Origin of the sequence: Arcicella lustrica, assembly GCF_034930985.1 — a bacterium.
Lineage (GTDB): Bacteria > Bacteroidota > Bacteroidia > Cytophagales > Spirosomataceae > Arcicella > Arcicella lustrica.
The window spans coordinates 94,627-108,600 of record NZ_JAYGIM010000016.1 but is presented as its reverse complement, the minus strand read 5'-3'; the positions used below and the strand labels follow the sequence as shown (position 1 = coordinate 108,600).

Sequence of the window (13,974 nt, the reverse complement as noted above, 5' to 3'; positions counted from 1 at the left end):
CATTATTGAAGAAGTTTTTTACTTTCACGCTTATTGAGCGTCATCAAGAAAGCGGGAAGTAATACCAAATTGCAAATCATCGCCATCAACAATGTGATAGAAATTAGTATTCCCAAAGATTGTGTTCCTTTAAAAGTTGAGGCTGTAAAGATGAAAAAGCCTGTAAACAAGACGATTGCTGTATAAAACATCGAAACTCCAGTATTTAAAATGGTTTCTGTAATGGCTTCTTTAACCGTTCTGTTTTTATTCAATAATTCGTCTTTATAGCGAGTCAAAAAGTAAATAGTACCATCTGATGAAATCCCGAAAGCGATTGAAAAAATCAAAATGGTAGAGTATTTCAAATGAATATTAAAGAAACCCATTAAACCAGCTGTAATTAAAAGAGGAATTAAACTTGGCAAAGTAGAGATAAAAACCATTTTCCAAGAACGGAACAACAATGCCATAATGATACAAATCAAGAAAATAGCTTGTAGCGTACTTTCTACTAAATTGCCTTGTAAGTAATCATTTTGCCAAGCATAAATTACGCTGTTTCCAGTAATTTCAGCATCATAACCACGTTTATCGCCTTTCTTATAAAACTCATTTGTTTCAGCATTATAGTTGAAAATCGTATCAATTTTCGGTTGTAATTCTTTAATGATTTCATTGGTACGAACTGTTCCACAATCGGCAATTTGAAAACTGACACGAGTATAGCGTTTGGTAGAATCAATAAATCCTTTAGCTAAATTTTGCTTCCCAGAAAGGCTTGAATTATACTCTTTCAGTTTTGCGAGTTCGTCGATACCCGGCAAAACAAAGTATTTTGGATCTCCACCACGGTAAGCCTGATAAATAAATTTAGCGGCTGTCACTAATGAAACAGGCTTTGTAAATTCTGGATACTTGGCAAATTCCTTTTCCATTCTTTTTATTTTGGTAAAAAGTTCTGGTGAATTCATTACTCTTCCAGCTTCATAAGTATCAATAGCAACTTCAAAAGGCATAATTCCTTTGAAGTTCTTCTCAATAAATTTTAAATCTGTGTAAATCGGATTGTCTTTCGTTAAATCATCAACGATAAATCCGATTGATTTTATTTTAGTAGTTCCATAAACCGAAACACCAATAATACTTAGTATGACTAAATAAATAACCGTTCTACGATTATTCACCCAGCGGTCAACTGCCACTAATATTTTTGCAATTCTACCAGATTCTAAACGAGCAGTATGTTTACTTGATGGCGGCGCTAAATAGCTAAACATAATCGGAATCAAAATCAAAGAAACCGCATAAGTCAACATAACATTGATGGCGGCAACGATGCCAAATTCCATTAAAAATATACTTCCTGTAAAAGCAAAAACGCCAAAACCAATTGAAGTAGTAAGATTAGAAAGGACTAAGGTCTGACCAATTTTTTCGATAGTTACTTTTAAAGCTAATTGCTGGTCGCCATGTAAAGCGTATTCTTCGTGATATTTATTGACAATAAAAATGGCATTGGGTACACCAATCACTACCACCAAAGGTGGAATTAATCCTGAAATAATCGAAATCTTAAAACCGAAAAGTACAATAATGCCCAAAGCTGAAACAATGCCAATCAACACAACCGCCAACGCTACCAACATCACCTTGATGTTTTTGAAAAACACCAATAAAATCAATGAAGTAACAACAATGGCTAAGATTAGAAAAATGCCTAATTCATTGGTAATCTGAGCCGTCATTTCTGTACGAATAAAAGGCATTCCAGAAAGATGCAACTCGGTTTTTTCTTTTTCTTCAAAATATTGAGCAATTGATTTTATCTTTTTTACAGCTTCTACCCTACTTTTATCATTGATGGCACTTTGGTCAAAAGTAATCATCATCAAATGCACATTCCCTGCTTCGTTAATGATAAATCCTTTGTAAAATGGCAATTTATCTAATTTCGTTTTGACAGAATCTACTTCAATTTGTGACGTCGCTCTTTGAGTAATAAGATTCTTCGTGATAAAACGTTTTAAAGAATCATCTTTTTCAACTCTTGGAATATTACCCGCAAAAACTACTGTTTTTATTCCCTTTACTGCTTTGATTTCTGTCGCTAAATCTTGCCACTGCTGGAAAAAAGCCAGTTGAAACATTTTATCCGTTTCAACGCCAATTACCATTACAGAGCCATCTTCACCAAATCTATTTTTGAAAGATTCATACAACTGAAAACGCTCGTCCGACTTAGGAAGGATTTTGGGTAATTCGCTAGAAACTTGTGTTTTAGCAGCCATAATCGTCATTAAAATTGCAAGAGCAATAACAGCTGATAAATAAGAAAGTCGATATTTAAGAATTGAAAGGGCTAAATTATGCCAAAAGTTTTTCATTTTTTATGTTTGATAAAATAGATTCAACATTTCAATGGCAGCATTGATGGGCAACTTTTTACCTTCACTTACTTCTTGTTGAATATCTTTGAGATGATGGCTAACATTTGGATGTTGATAAAATTTTTCTTCTAAGGATTGTTTTATAAAATCATACATCCAAGCAAGATTTTGCTCGCTACGTTTCTGTTGAAAAAATCCTTTTTCAGTAAATAGTAGACGATGTTTTTCGATGGATTGCCAAATTTCACTAATCCCTTTTTCTGTAAGTGCCGAGCAAGTGAGTACTTCTGGATACCAACCTGTTTGATTGGGCGGAAATAAATGTAAAGCACTTTGATAAGCTACTTTTGCCAAACCAGCTTGTAATTCATTGCCTGAATCTGTTTTGGTGATGGCTATCAAATCAGCCATTTCCATAATTCCTTTTTTGATGCCTTGCAATTCATCTCCCGCACCTGCCAACATTAATAACAAAAAGAAATCGACCATGCCATGAACCAGTGTTTCTGACTGACCAACACCAACTGTTTCAATAATAATTACTTCAAAACCTGCGGCTTCACAAAGTAACATGGCTTCACGAGTTTTATTGGCTACTCCGCCTAAACCTCCACTCGTTGGCGAAGGGCGAATATAAGCCAGTGGCTCGTTGACCAATTTTTCCATTCTGGTTTTATCACCAAGAATACTTCCTTTACTAATTTGTGAGCTTGGGTCGATGGCTAAAACGGCAACTTTTTTTCCTTGTTTAGTTAAAAATTGACCAAAAGCTTCGATAAAAGTACTTTTGCCAACACCAGGCACACCAGTAATCCCAATTCTAATTGAATTTCCTGTTTTGGTTAAAACTGCATTTAGCACTTCACGAGCCAATATTTTATCTGCGGGCAAATTGCTTTCTGTCAGCGTGATTGCTCTGCTGAGAATCATTCTGTTCGCTGCCAAAATGCCGTCGATATATTCTTTGGTTGTTAAGCGTTTAAGCATTTCGCTTTAAAATAATTTCTGCCCATTCTAAATCTTCTGGTGTGGTAATTTTGATGTTTTCGTAAGAACCTTCAATTAGATTAATATCAAAATCTGCAAATTCTACCACACTAGCATCGTCGGTAAAAGTACTTAATTCTTCCGTTTCAAATGCCTTTTTAATGATTGAAACCTGAAAAGTTTGTGGGGTTTGTATCAAACGAACTGTTTGTCTGTCAATTGCTTGTCCGTTTACTCGTACAGAATCTTTAGATGCCACACTTACCACAGCCGTTCCTTTTGCTTGTGCTACTTCAAAACTTTCACGGATAATATCTTTACTTACAAATGGGCGAACACCATCGTGAACAGCTACAATTCCATCTGTTTCTATGACAGCCAATCCATTTTTCCCAGATTGAAATCTTGAATTTCCACCTTTTACTAATTGATGTGCTACAGTAAAATGATGCTTTTGACATAATTCTTTCCAAAAATCAAATTGACTTTCGGGTAAAACTAAAATTAAATCGATGTCTGCAAAAGCTTCTTTAAAACGGATTAAAGTGTGCATCAAAACGGGTAATCTGCCAATTTCAATAAATTGCTTGGGCAAATTACTCCTCATTCGGCTTCCACTTCCGCCCGCTACGATGATGGCATATTTTTTCATGAATACTTAGAAAGAATCGGTAAAATCCTATAAAACAATTAGGCGAAAGACCTAAGCCGTATTGATGCTTAATGTCTTTCGCCTGATTCTTAGAGATTATTCATCTTAAATAATCAACATGGCATCGCCATAACTAAAGAATTTATATTTTTCTTTGATAGCGATTTGGTATGCTTCCTTAATCAAATCATAACCACCAAAAGCAGAAGTCATCATCAATAAAATAGATTCTGGCAAGTGCATATTGGTTAATAATGCGTTAGGAATTCTGAAATCGTAAGGAGGGAAAATAAATTTATCCGTCCAACCTTCAATTGGTTTTAAGTGACCATCTGCTGAAACTGACGATTCCAAAGCTTTCAAAACAGTTGTTCCGATTGCACAGATTTTCTTTTTACCATCAATTCCTTCATTTACTACATCACAAGTTCTTTCTGTGATATTGAAATTTTCAGAATCAGTTTTATGTTTTGTCAAATCTTCAACATCTACCTGACGGAAAGTTCCTAAACCAACATGTAATGTTAATGGAGTAAAGTTAATTCCTTTTAATTCCAAACGCTTCATGATGATTTTCGAGAAGTGTAAACCAGCAGTTGGAGCAGCCACAGCACCTACGTGTTCAGCATAAATTGTTTGATAACGTTCCTCATCGGCAGGCTCTACTTTACGTTTGAAACGAATTTCATCTGGTAGTGGCGTTTCACCTAATTGGTGAATAGCTTTCATTAAAGCTTTGTGGTCACCATCATACAAGAAACGGATAGTACGCCCACGTGAAGTAGTATTGTCAATTACTTCAGCTACTAAATCGCTATCACCAAAATATAATTTATTACCAACTCTGATTTTACGAGCAGGATCTACTAATACATCCCAAAGGCGGTGTTCCCTATTTAATTCACGCAATAAAAATACTTCAATTTTTGCACCAGTTTTTTCTTTTTGTCCAAACAAACGAGCAGGAAAAACTTTAGTATCATTGGTAACCATTACATCGCCATCGTCAAAATATTCTAATATGTCCGAAAACATACGGTGCTCAATTGTTTTGGTTTTTCTATTTACGACCATTAATCGTGATTCACCTCTGTTCTCTGGTGGGTACAAGGCAATGAGGTTATTAGGGAGGTCGAATCTGAACTCAGATAGTTTCATTCTAATAATGTTTGCGGTTTTTTCGCCTGGAGTCATTTCTTACGGTTTTTAAACTTGGATTTTGTTTGATAAAATGATTGGTCTATGGGTTTTTATCGTATAAAACCAAAACATCTATCCTGATTTTATACCAAAGTCTCACGCCCTATAGCTAAATGACTTCAATACGATTCTTGCAAATATACAATTTCGAGATAGGGCTTGTCAATACAAAATGATAATAAATTAGTCTTTTAGTTGATTATTCGAAATTATTTAGCGATTATACACAGAAGCCTAAAGCGAACAAGCTCATTATTAGGCAATTGTATTTATCTCAAAAAATTGAAATAAAAAAAATATTTTATTGGATAACTTTAAAATTGCTGATTTTCAGAAGGTTTTCAGTTTAGTTAATCATTTTCACTAAAATATTTTCAAGAACCAAAACCTCAAATCGAACAAAAAGAGTAATAAATGGTTAAATGAAAGTATCTAAGTATATTATTATTTTTAACAATCGTCAAATGTCTAAAATTTCAATTTTCTGGTTCCGCCGTGACCTCCGTTTACATGATAATGCAGGTTTGTATCATGCACTCAAAAAAGGTATGCCAGTATTACCAATCTTTATTTTCGACAAAAATATTTTAGATAAATTAGCAGACAAACGTGACCGTAGAGTTGAATTTATTCACCAAGCTTTAACTGAAATCCAAGCATCTTTGAAAGAATTAGGTTCTTCATTATTAGTAAAATACGGAACACCCGAAGAAGTATTTCCTGAATTACTCAATCAATATGATATAGCAAGTATTTTCACCAATCACGATTACGAATTGTATGCCAATGAAAGAGATGAGAGCGTTCGAGAATTCGTAACAAGCGAAAACATAGATTTTAATACTTATAAAGACCAAGTAATTTTTGAAAAGAAAGAAGTCCTCTCCGGCACAGGCACTCCTTACACAGTTTTTACGCCTTACAGCAGAAAATGGAAAGAAAAACTCAATGACTTTTATTTAAAATCATATCCTACTGAAAAGTACTTTAAGCACTTTTTTCAGACACAACCTTTTGAATTTCCGACTTTGGCGTCAATGGGTTTTGAAGCAATTGGTACAAATTTCCCAACTAAAGTATTAAGAGATTCTATCGTAAAAAATTATGCTGAAAAACGAGATTTTCCAGCGATTGTCGGTACTTCAAGATTATCCGTACATCTTCGTTTTGGTACGCTAAGTATTCGTGAATTAGCCCGAAAAGCAAAAACGCTTTCTGAAACTTGGCTCAATGAATTAATCTGGCGAGATTTTTACTTCAATATTTTATACAATTTCCCCCATATTTCTCAAGGTCATGCTTTTAGGAAAGACTATGATAAAATCATCTGGCGAAATAACGAAACAGAATTTAAAGCTTGGTGCGAAGGCAAAACTGGCTACCCGATTGTAGATGCGGGAATGCGGGAATTGAATGCTACGGGTTTTATGCACAACCGTGTTAGAATGATTGTTGCGAGTTTTTTAACTAAGCATTTGTTGATTAACTGGCGTTGGGGTGAAGCTTATTTCGCTCAAAAATTATTAGATTTTGATTTTGCGGCTAATAATGGTGGCTGGCAATGGGCATCTGGAAGTGGTTGCGATGCGGCTCCGTACTTTAGAGTATTCAATCCAACATTACAAACTCAGAAGTTTGATAAAAACCTTGAATACATTAAAAAATGGGTTCCAGAATTGAATAGTTTTGATTATCCTCAGCCAATCGTTAATCATGATGTGGCAAGGAAAAGAGTTTTGCCAGTTTATCAGAAAGCGTTGAAGGAGATTTAAGAGGCAAGAGACAAGAAGCAAGACAAAAGAATTGGTTCTAAGATTTTTATGTCTTGCTTTTCTATTCTTCTTGTCTCTTGCTTCTTGTCTCTTAAATCTCCTCAAAACTAATCCTTCAAAATATAATCCTTCAATTTTACTTCTAAATCTTGAACAGACATATTTCTGAAAATCCCTCCGTGGTTTACGAATGAAATTTCTGCTTTCTCTTCCGACACTACGATGATGGCGGCATCTGTTTGTTCGCTCATTCCAAAGGCAGCACGGTGTCTGAAACCTAATGCTGGTGAAATTGTACCACTTTCTGAAACGGGAAGCATACAACGAGCCGCAGCAAGCCTTCCGCCTTTAATGATAACAGCGCCGTCGTGCAAAGGACTATTTTTATGAAAGATTGTCAGCAATAATCTTTTTGATACTTCTGCATCCAACACATCGCCCGATTCGATAAATTTCTTTAAATCATCTTCTTTTTCAATCACAATCAAAGCCCCTGTGTAAGTGGTTGCCATTACTTTTACAGCTTCTACGATAGATTGTAAGGTAGAAAGATTCTCTTTTGATACTTTAGGAGTATAAAATCTTTTGAGCAAAGCATTTTCACGAAAAGAAGTAGAGCGACCAAGCATCATTAAAAAACGACGAATTTCTTGCTGGAAAATAATCAACAAAGCCAATACGCCCATGTTCATAAACTGTCCTAAAATAGAAGACAGAAATTCCATTCCTAATGCTTTTGACACCAAGAAAACACCATAAATAAGTATATAGCCAAAGAAAATCTTGTTAGCAATACTTCCTTGTATCAGTTTATAAATCTGATACAACATATATGCTACCAATAAAATATCTAAAATATCAATCCAATCAATTGTTAAAAAGCCTATTCGCATAGTATATTTTTTGTTTTAAAAAGAGGTTGTAAATATTTAGCAAAGCACGATTCATAAACTATCTGGTAATACCCAATATTGTTGCTCCGTCCAAACATATTTTCGCATACGTTTCTAATTTTGAAGGTTGGCAAACTCCAGCAAAATCGCCCTTACATCCCAACATATCAGTAATTACTTGAAAATGTAAATGTGGAGGCCAATCTCCATTAATAGGAAAGTCACCAAACTCAGCAATTTGTTCTCCTGCATCAAAGACTTTTCCTTCAAAAAGATTTACAAGGCATTCTTCATTCAAATGTCCGTACAAAGTATAAAAAGTCTTTCCTTCTAATTGATGTTCAAGAATTATGGTTGGTCCATAGTCACCAAAACCTTTGTTATTTTGAAAACTATGCACTTTTCCAGTAAGAGGAGCAAATACTGGTGTTCCCGCAGGAGCCCAAATGTCGATACCTAAATGAATGGAACGAACTTCATCATTTTGCTGAAAATGTTCACTTCTACGATAAATATAGCGATTTTCGAGGTAACCACCAATCGCACAAACGGCATTGGCTTGCTCAATTTTTCTCATAACGTACTCATTAAATAAAGCGGTATCCGACAAATTTAATTCCGACAATTCGGAATTATTTTCAGTTAGATCAATTTCGTAAACGATATCATGTTGAAAGTCAAAAGGAACAACAGCTTGAAATTTATATTTTTTTATGGTTTCTAACATTTCAAATCTATAGTTTTAGGGCACCGTATTAAAGTAATTCCATCGCTTCAAAACAAAAACACTTTTACAAAAATCGTCGGCATTTTTCAACCTAAATCTCTTGTAAAAGTGTGTTTGTGATGAAAATTTATTTTGCTAATAAATTTCTATTTTTTTCAAAATTACAGTTTTTTAAGCAAAAAATGACCTATTTTTCATTAATTACGTCAAAAAAAACGATTTTATGAAGTGTTTTTGAAAGTTTTCTTTTTTAGTGAAATAAAACAAAAAAGAATAAACAAGTATTTTAGCACGCCATTCAACGCAAAATCGACTTAGAAATTCTCCTCCTTTTTTAGTAACTTGATATTTCAAAAAACCAACCAATCATCAATGCAACTAATCCTTCACTCTTTTAATTTACAATTGCGTCACACTTTTACGATTACGCATGAATCACGTGATGTGCAACCTACTTTGATTGTTGAACTTCGAGATGGCGAATTCAGCGGTTTTGGCGAAGCTACCGAAACCCCTTATTATGGCGTGACAATGGCAAAAATGTCAGCTCAATTAGAAGGCGTTCGCTCTCTGATTGAAAATTATGATTTACAAAGTCCAGAACAATTCTGGAGTGATTTATATCCTTATCTCAAAGACGAGCATCCTTTTGCTTTATGTGCTTTAGACATTGCCGCAAACGACCTTTGGGCAAAGAAAAAAGGACAACCTTTGTACAAACTTTGGGGCTTAGATACTGCTAAAAATCCAATTACTGATTATACAATTGGCATTGACACCATTGAAAAAATGGTCGAAAAAATGCAAGAAGTACCTTTTCCATTGTATAAAATCAAATTAGGAACGAAAGATGACATTAAAATTGTACAAGAACTTAGAAAACATACTGATGCCGTTTTCAGAGTAGATGCCAATACTGCTTGGGAGGTAGAAGAAACAATTAAAAATTCTTTTGCCTTAAAAGAATTAGGCGTAGAATTCATCGAACAACCGATGAAAGCCGACAATTGGGAAGGTATGAAAAAAGTATTTGCTGAGTCGGCATTGCCCATCATTGCTGATGAAAGTTGCATTGTGGAAGAAGATGTGGCTCGTTGTTTTGGCTTTTTTCATGGCGTAAATGTAAAATTGATGAAGTGTGGAGGACTTACTCCTGCCCGAAGAATGATTGCACAAGCTCATACACTTGGTTTAAAAGTAATGGTGGGTTGTATGACGGAATCAAACGTGGGTTGTTCTGCCATCGCACAACTTTTACCACTTTTGGACTATGTAGATATGGATGGAATCTTGTTAGTAGATGATAAAATCTCAACGGGTGTAACCATCGACTACGGAAAAGTAATTTACGCCAACGAAAACGGAACTGGAGCGAAGTTGATTTAGTCTTCAGCTCTCAGCATTGAGCTTTGAGCTTTTTAATACTAGACAATTTTAAAAAACAGTATTAAAATTTCTCATGGCTCATAGCTCAATTCTCAATGCTATAACCATGAAATACCTTACCAATCAACTCCCAAGTAATACTTTAGTCAGCGATAAACAGACTTATCTTTGGTTTAGCGGCACTTCGTATTTGGGCATTCCACATCATCCTGTTTTTAAGGAAAATTTTATCAAAGCTGTTGCCGATTATAGTACTTCTTGGGGAAGTTCAAGAAATAATACGGTTCAATTAAGTATTTACGAAAAGGCTGAAAAAGCATTGGCAGATTTTGCACAAATGCCAGCGGCTCTAACGGTTTCATCGGGAATGTGGGCGGGGCAATTGGTCGTAAATTTCTTAAAACACGAAGGAGCTACTTTCTTTTTTGCTCCGAAAACACATCCTGCTTTGTGGAATGGAACGATTCTTTTTTCACCAGAAAGTTATCAGGAATGGACATTATCAATTGCCGAAAAAGTACAAAATAGTTTAGCTGACAAGATTGTCATCTGTGCCGACTCTGTGGGTTCTCCTTATGTTGAACACTTTGATTTTGAATGGATTAATACGCTTCCTTCCGATAAAAACATTACCGTCGTTATCGATGCTTCGCATAGTTTTGGGATTGATTTACCTAAAATTTCGGCTAAAAACATTCGCCTAATTATTACTTCTTCGCTCAACAAAGCAATGGGTATGACAGGAGGAGTAATTTTTGCAGAAAAAGATTTTATCGAAAAGCTCAGACATTTTCCAATGTTCTCTGGAGCATCGCCAATGATGCCTGCTTTGTTGGAAGCTTTTGTCAATTCAACTGATATTTTTCAAGAGCAAAGAGTAAAACTCTTGAACAATATTCAATACTTCAATCAACAGATTCCCAATTCAAATTTAGATTGTATTGACAAATATCCTGCTTATTGTACGCATCAAGTAGGTTTGCATGAACACCTCAAAAGTCACGGTATCATGACTGCCTGCTTCCCTTATCCTACCGTCACCGATTTGCCCGTTACTCGTCTGGTAATTAGCGCCTTGCATACAAAAGAAGATTTAGATAAATTGGCTGAGGTTTTGAATATTTGGTTTTGAGTTTTAAATCCTACGACTGTTATGAACTTTGACTTATTAACAAACACTATCCTTGAAACTCATACAACACTACAACAAAGTGCTGTAAAAGCGATAAATACACATCTGACTATTCGGAATTGGCTAATTGGTTTTTATATCGTAGAATATGAGCAAAAAGGTGAAGACAGAGCCAAGTATGGTTTAAAATTGCTAAGTTCCTTAGCGTCACGATTAAACCATAAAAGTTTATCAGAAGGAAATTTAAAGGTATTCCGTCAGTTTTACTTTACGTATCCGCAATTAGGAAAGTTTATTGCTGAAAACTTAAATCATTCAAATATATTCCTTTCTTCAATTCGCCAATCGGTGATTGGCGAATTGAAGATTTCTGAAACTTTATCTCTTAGTGAAAGTACAGTAGTATATCCACTGGTTTCTCCTGAAAATTTAATTTCAAAACTTTCTTATACACATTTAGTACAATTATTCCCCATTGACAATCCCATCAAACGCACATTCTATGAAATTGAAGCCATCAAAGGAACGTGGAGTGTTAGCGAATTGAAACGACAAATTGCAACCTTGTATTTTGAAAGAAGTGGTATGAGTTTAAACCCTGAAAAACTTAGCCAACTTACATTTGAAAAAGCTGAAAAAACAGACAATTACGAATTGATAAAATCACCTTTTGTTTTTGAATTTCTTGGACTAAAAAGTCATGAAGCTATTCTTGAGAATGATATTGAAGCCGCTCTTGTAGAAAATTTGCAAGAATTTATGCTTGAATTAGGACATGAATTTTGTTATGAGGCTCGGCAAAAACGTATTTTGATAGATGATGAGTACTACTTTATTGACTTAGTTTTTTATCACAGAATCCTCAAATGCCATGTCTTGGTGGAACTAAAAGCTGATGTTTTCAAGCCTGAATTTGCCTCTCAACTCAATACTTATGTGGCATATTATAATAATGAAGTAAAACGTCAAGATGATAACCCTACGATTGGGATTTTACTCTGTACACAAAAAGGGAAAAAATTAGTAGAATATGCTTTGGCTGGTATGGATAAAAACCTTTTTGTAACAAAATACTTGGTTGAATTACCAACAGAACAACAGTTTATTGACTTTATTAACCAAGAAACCAAGAAGCTTTAGGGGCTTAGCATATTTTACTTTATGGCAATTCCATTAAACAAAATGTCTATTTCATTTTACTAGATGGTAATTTTATTAAACAAGATGATCATTACATTTTACTTTATGACAATTTCATCAAACAAGATGACCATTACATTTTACTAGATGGCAATTTCATTAAACAAGATAACTATTTCATTTTACTAGATGGCAATTCCTTTAAACAAGATGACCATTACATTTTACTAGATGGCAATTTCATTAAACAAGATGATTATTCTATTTTACTAGATGGCACTTGCATTAAACATGAGGTCGATTTTAGTCAAATTATGAGTATTTTAACTGATACCGAATAGTAGCACGAGTTTCCAACTCGTAAAGCAATTGTTATACGAGTTGGAAGCTCGTGCTACGGAAATATATCAACAAATAGCCCAATGAATAAACAAAAAACAAAAAGAACCTTAAAGCTAATCGCTTTACTGCTGATAACTTCTATTATGACTCAAGCTCAAAATCTTGATACTGATTTCCTTCCCAAATTAATGGCTACAAAGCCTGAACAGTTCAAGGACATTTTGGATAATGCCGATAAGTATCGGGTACAAATTCTTTATACTCAGATTAATAGAGATAAAAAGAACCGTCCGACTTTTAAAAGTTATGGTTTCAGAATCAACAATTCAGAGTATTTTTATCCAGCCAGTACAGTGAAGTTTCCAGCCAGCGTGATGGCTTTGGAGAAAATTAATCAGCTTCATATCAAAGGCTTAACAAAAGAAACTCCCATGTTTACTGGCGCAGAGTATGAACGACATACACCTGTAACGAAAGACTCTACGGCAGAAAATGGTTTGCCTTCAGTAGCACATTATATCAAAAAAATCTTGATGGTTTCAGATAACGATGCTTTTAATCGTCTGTATGAATTCTTAGGACAAGAAGCTTTTAATGAGACGCTTCATCAGAAAGGCTATGAACATAGTCGTATTTATCATCGCTTACAAGTGGGCATGAACCGTGAACAAAACCGAAGAACGAATCCTATTCAGTTCAAAGAAGGCAACAAGGTTTTATACGAACAACCTATGGTAATTTCTGAGAAAAATTACGCTTCTCCTACACCAATTTTGGTAGGCAAAGGCTATATGAAAGGAGATTCTCTGGTGAAAGAACCATTTGCTTTTACTGATAAAAACTTTTTTCCATTATTAGAGCAGCAAGGTATTCTGAAAGCTGTACTTTTCCCAGAAGCAATTCCTACTAAACAACGCTTTCAATTGACGGATTCCGACTATCAGTTTTTGTACAAATATATGTCGCAAATGCCTACAGAAAGTACTTATCCCAAGTATGAAGCTCCTGATTTCTACCCGACCTATTGCAAGTTTTTGATGTACGGAAGTCACAAAGACGATGTAGTAAATCCTAATATTAGAATCTTTAACAAAGTAGGCGATGCTTATGGTTTTTTGTTGGATAATGCCTATATCGTTGATTTTTCGACAGGTGTAGAGTTTATGCTGACGACAGTTTTACTTTGTAATAATGACGAAATTTTCAACGACGACCATTACGATTACGAAACCGTAGGCTTTCCGTTTATGAAGAATTTAGGACAATTGATTTATGATTTTGAAAGTACTCGTCCTCGAAAATACAAAGCAGATTTGAGTAAATTTAAGATGAGTTATGATAAGTAAATATTACTATCTTTGAGCTACACAAATT

Annotated in this window: 11 protein-coding genes; 5 read left to right on the top strand and 6 right to left on the bottom strand. The window is 34.7% G+C overall.

Going from position 1 to position 13,974, the window contains the following annotated elements:
* Positions 1-2 precede the first annotated feature (2 nt).
* The 4 genes from VB798_RS19985 to queA all read right to left on the bottom strand — a co-directional run bounded on the left by VB798_RS19985 (position 3) and on the right by queA (position 5,166).
* Positions 3-2,366, bottom strand: a complete 2,364-nt coding sequence (locus tag VB798_RS19985; RefSeq protein WP_323689008.1) for an efflux RND transporter permease subunit — start codon at positions 2,364-2,366, stop codon at positions 3-5.
* 3 nt (positions 2,367-2,369) lie between these two features.
* Positions 2,370-3,356, bottom strand: coding sequence for a methylmalonyl Co-A mutase-associated GTPase MeaB (gene meaB, locus VB798_RS19980; RefSeq protein ID WP_323689007.1), 987 nt, complete (start codon positions 3,354-3,356; stop codon positions 2,370-2,372).
* On the bottom strand, positions 3,349-4,008 hold the full coding sequence (locus VB798_RS19975) for a 2-C-methyl-D-erythritol 4-phosphate cytidylyltransferase (RefSeq protein WP_323689006.1): 660 nt from the start codon (positions 4,006-4,008) through the stop codon (positions 3,349-3,351). The genes meaB and VB798_RS19975 overlap by 8 nt, the downstream gene beginning before the upstream one ends.
* Before the next feature lie 105 nt (positions 4,009-4,113).
* A complete protein-coding gene (gene queA / locus VB798_RS19970) occupies positions 4,114-5,166 on the bottom strand; it encodes a tRNA preQ1(34) S-adenosylmethionine ribosyltransferase-isomerase QueA (protein WP_323689103.1) in 1,053 nt (350 codons plus the stop codon).
* A 506-nt stretch (positions 5,167-5,672) separates the two neighbouring features.
* Here queA and VB798_RS19965 point away from each other — a divergent pair.
* Positions 5,673-6,980 carry a cryptochrome/photolyase family protein gene (locus VB798_RS19965; RefSeq protein WP_323689005.1) on the top strand — a complete coding sequence of 436 codons (1,308 nt, stop codon included), beginning with the start codon at positions 5,673-5,675 and terminating at the stop codon, positions 6,978-6,980.
* Between the two features lie 107 nt (positions 6,981-7,087).
* Here the strand turns inward: VB798_RS19965 and cdaA are convergent, their stop codons facing one another.
* Positions 7,088-7,873, bottom strand: a complete 786-nt coding sequence (cdaA, locus tag VB798_RS19960) for a diadenylate cyclase CdaA (RefSeq protein WP_323689004.1) — start codon at positions 7,871-7,873, stop codon at positions 7,088-7,090.
* Positions 7,874-7,931: 58 nt separating this feature from the next.
* Entirely contained in the window at positions 7,932-8,600 is a 669-nt protein-coding gene (locus tag VB798_RS19955) for a peptidoglycan DD-metalloendopeptidase family protein (RefSeq protein WP_323689003.1), read from the bottom strand.
* A gap of 372 nt (positions 8,601-8,972) precedes the next feature.
* Between VB798_RS19955 and VB798_RS19950 the strand changes: the two genes are divergently transcribed.
* The 4 genes from VB798_RS19950 to VB798_RS19935 all read left to right on the top strand — a co-directional run bounded on the left by VB798_RS19950 (position 8,973) and on the right by VB798_RS19935 (position 13,946).
* Positions 8,973-9,986, top strand: coding sequence for a dipeptide epimerase (locus VB798_RS19950; RefSeq protein WP_323689002.1), 1,014 nt, complete (start codon positions 8,973-8,975; stop codon positions 9,984-9,986).
* A 106-nt stretch (positions 9,987-10,092) separates the two neighbouring features.
* Positions 10,093-11,118, top strand: a complete 1,026-nt coding sequence (locus VB798_RS19945; RefSeq protein WP_323689001.1) for an aminotransferase class I/II-fold pyridoxal phosphate-dependent enzyme — start codon at positions 10,093-10,095, stop codon at positions 11,116-11,118.
* 21 nt (positions 11,119-11,139) lie between these two features.
* A complete protein-coding gene (locus VB798_RS19940) occupies positions 11,140-12,258 on the top strand; it encodes a PDDEXK nuclease domain-containing protein (protein WP_323689000.1) in 1,119 nt (372 codons plus the stop codon).
* Positions 12,259-12,680: 422 nt separating this feature from the next.
* Entirely contained in the window at positions 12,681-13,946 is a 1,266-nt protein-coding gene (locus VB798_RS19935; RefSeq protein WP_323688999.1) for a serine hydrolase, read from the top strand.
* Positions 13,947-13,974 lie beyond the last annotated feature (28 nt).

Coding starts and splice junctions, on each gene's coding strand:
- queA (WP_323689103.1), bottom strand. CDS start 5,166: ATGAAACTATCTGAGTTCAGATTCGACCTCCCTAATAACCTCATTGCC.
- VB798_RS19940 (WP_323689000.1), top strand. CDS start 11,140: ATGAACTTTGACTTATTAACAAACACTATCCTTGAAACTCATACAACA.
- VB798_RS19965 (WP_323689005.1), top strand. CDS start 5,673: ATGTCTAAAATTTCAATTTTCTGGTTCCGCCGTGACCTCCGTTTACAT.
- VB798_RS19985 (WP_323689008.1), bottom strand. CDS start 2,366: ATGAAAAACTTTTGGCATAATTTAGCCCTTTCAATTCTTAAATATCGA.
- cdaA (WP_323689004.1), bottom strand. CDS start 7,873: ATGCGAATAGGCTTTTTAACAATTGATTGGATTGATATTTTAGATATT.
- meaB (WP_323689007.1), bottom strand. CDS start 3,356: ATGCTTAAACGCTTAACAACCAAAGAATATATCGACGGCATTTTGGCA.
- VB798_RS19945 (WP_323689001.1), top strand. CDS start 10,093: ATGAAATACCTTACCAATCAACTCCCAAGTAATACTTTAGTCAGCGAT.
- VB798_RS19955 (WP_323689003.1), bottom strand. CDS start 8,600: ATGTTAGAAACCATAAAAAAATATAAATTTCAAGCTGTTGTTCCTTTT.
- VB798_RS19950 (WP_323689002.1), top strand. CDS start 8,973: ATGCAACTAATCCTTCACTCTTTTAATTTACAATTGCGTCACACTTTT.
- VB798_RS19975 (WP_323689006.1), bottom strand. CDS start 4,008: ATGAAAAAATATGCCATCATCGTAGCGGGCGGAAGTGGAAGCCGAATG.
- VB798_RS19935 (WP_323688999.1), top strand. CDS start 12,681: ATGAATAAACAAAAAACAAAAAGAACCTTAAAGCTAATCGCTTTACTG.